Raw genomic sequence first — 1,903 nt, forward strand, 5'->3', positions numbered from 1 at the left:
GCTAATCTGATGCATCTGCTGACATTCCGATTCCAGGTAGTTCAGTGGCTTCAGGTGGTCAATTTTCAGGGTGTATTCTCCATCCCACATTGTGACTGTGCAACTGAATTCGCCTACATGGTTGACTATGCCCCAGCATCCACCTTTACCTCTGAGTTCTGGGTTATCTTTTGCAAGAATTTGACAGATTTCGCCTAGCTGATAGGTGTTTGGTACTCTGGTTCGCTCCATTATGCGCTGCACAACATTCTTCACAATCCTACCACTTGGAACTTTACCACCTGCTTCCTCCACTGCCTTCTGCCAAGCTTCTCTTTGTACTTCTGGCTCTAAAGAAGCCAAAGGGCGTACTTGACGTTCATTATTTGGCAAAATTTGTAAACCATTGGTTAACATTTTTGGAGTCTGTAATTCATCCGTAGCTATTTCCTCTTTTTGTAAACCATTGGTTAACAAATTGTCCATGACTGTTGCTGCGGCAATCTTGTAGCTGGCTGCTATCCGCGTGTAACCAAACCTTTGCTTGCAATATTCTTCAAAGGTTTTGTGAGTTGAACGGTACAATTTGCGGTCGCGTAATTCCGCCAGCGCCTTCCCCGCTTCAAAAAACGCCCGTTCTACTTTCCGTTCAAGATGCAAGCGATCACTAATTTCCTGCTCAGTTAACTCTGGAACTTCAACAGCAGTAACGGTGATTGTTGCTAACGCTGGATTTTCTTGACCAGAGATATCTTCATTTGCAGAGTTAGCTGCTGAAGCTGAATCGGCAGATGCGCCAGAGGTGGCTTTTTTGCGTTTACGAGGTGGTTTGTTCATCATTCCACCTTTAATTTGCCAGTGTTTAAGCAGGAATTAAGTTCTGCCATTATGTAACTGTATTAGCTAACATCACCTCTGTTGAACCAGCAGTTACTTTGTCCTAGTCAATGAACTGTACAGTAGCTAATGGATTGACAATTATTTTTTAAATAAATTTCTATTTAGTTTTCATGCTGACCTTTTTTCAAATGGCAACACTATACTGCCGACAGATTTTCTTGCTTTCTTGTTGCTTTGAGATTTAGACTCATCTACAGGACTATTTTGCTCCGTGGCTGGAGTAATTGTACTTGTGGGTAGTTGTGAGTTTTCCTCATCATCGTCCGGTACACGAACTAGTAACTCACCAACTTCGCATTGTAAAATTTTGCACAACTTATCCAGCGTATCTAAAGGTATTGACTTAGCTTGTCCATATTCAATTTTTTGAACATTAGTCAATGACATCTCTAGTCGTCTTGCTAGTTCGTTTTGCGAAAACCCTCTGGCATTTCTAATTTCTTTAAGTCTTACTTCCACAGCCATAATTTGAATTCATATAAATAGACTAACCCACTCTCAGAAGTCTATCTATTAATAGTATTTATTGTAAATGTTTATCGCATAACCAACTCTTATCTTACCATCTATTGTATTACCCACTATTAGTTGGTAACATATAAATAACAGAGGGCAATCACTAGTCCTGGAAAAACTTAGCGCGATTGCCCTTTGTCCTTACATTCAAGGAATCTATATCATGACATATTCCAAATACACTCAGCAAGACCTTTCCCGCTATAATCTCCCGCGTCTCAAAAGAATAGCTGCCGAACTCGGCGTTACACCCACTGGCGACAAAAGAGCGACTGACACCTGGGTAAACGCAATCATCACCCATCAATCCACCCAGCTTCAGAAAGTTGACAACCAAGCCCTCGCCCAAGCCGAACTCGACAGCTACATCGCAACCCAAGCCCAAGCTGTTGCTCCCGAACCCTTCAGAATAGTCGAAATCTCATTTTCCCATCACGAATATTACGCTGATAATCAACTGATAGCCAGCATCAGCCATGACGACAACCACTTAACGCAACCCTGGGTA

General features: G+C 42.0%; 2 protein-coding genes and 1 pseudogene. 1 reads left to right on the top strand and 2 read right to left on the bottom strand.

Annotation, left to right across the window (positions count from 1 at the left end; translation table 11 throughout):
• The coding region (locus ACWATR_RS39690; protein ID WP_460345794.1) for a hypothetical protein at nucleotides 1–816 on the bottom strand (816 nt) is incomplete at its 3' end.
• Between the two features lie 171 nt (nucleotides 817–987).
• The gene (locus ACWATR_RS39695; RefSeq protein WP_460345791.1) at nucleotides 988–1,344 is read right to left on the bottom strand and encodes a helix-turn-helix domain-containing protein; all 357 of its coding nucleotides are present in this window, start codon (nucleotides 1,342–1,344) and stop codon (nucleotides 988–990) included.
• A 214-nt stretch (nucleotides 1,345–1,558) separates the two neighbouring features.
• On the opposite strand from ACWATR_RS39695, the pseudogene ACWATR_RS39700 reads away from it, so the two are divergent.
• A pseudogene (locus ACWATR_RS39700) lies at nucleotides 1,559–1,903 on the top strand (hypothetical protein); the annotation flags it as partial.

Source organism: Nostoc sp. UIC 10890 (genome assembly GCF_054786515.1).

Bases quoted from the DNA above. Each gene is read 5' to 3' on its own strand.
- ACWATR_RS39695 (WP_460345791.1), bottom strand. From the start codon at position 1,344: ATGGCTGTGGAAGTAAGACTTAAAGAAATTAGAAATGCCAGAGGGTTT.